This window comes from Psychrobacter sp. 16-MNA-CIBAN-0192, assembly GCF_040309565.1.
In the GTDB taxonomy this organism is placed as follows: Bacteria; Pseudomonadota; Gammaproteobacteria; order Pseudomonadales; family Moraxellaceae; genus Psychrobacter.
Genome location: NZ_JBEOOX010000177.1, coordinates 1 through 278 on the forward strand (window position 1 = coordinate 1; position 278 = coordinate 278).

Consider the following 278-nt stretch of genomic DNA (forward strand, 5'->3'; position numbering starts at 1 on the left):
GTATAAAACCGTATTAAGCATGCTGGAATATCGAGGAACGCCTGAATTTCATGACCTATCAGTAGAGCTATTTGGGCACCCTAAAGATTTGTTTCATGCTGGTGAGCCTTCACTTACTGAGCTGGCAAACATGTTAGAGCGGCCGCTTAAAAACTTATTAATTGCCGATATACTGCCAGACGATCCTAAAAATATAGCAGCAAGCGATGCTGTGCGTATTTTATCTGAGCAAGTTAATGCCAGTATGGTAGGGATCAACGTAGAGGTAATGCTAAGCG

General features: G+C 42.4%; 1 protein-coding gene. It reads left to right on the plus strand.

Annotated features, from left to right (window positions below):
• On the plus strand, positions 1 to 278 hold a 278-nt coding region (locus tag AAEY78_RS12820; protein WP_352339707.1), incomplete at both ends, for a tyrosine/phenylalanine carboxypeptidase domain-containing protein.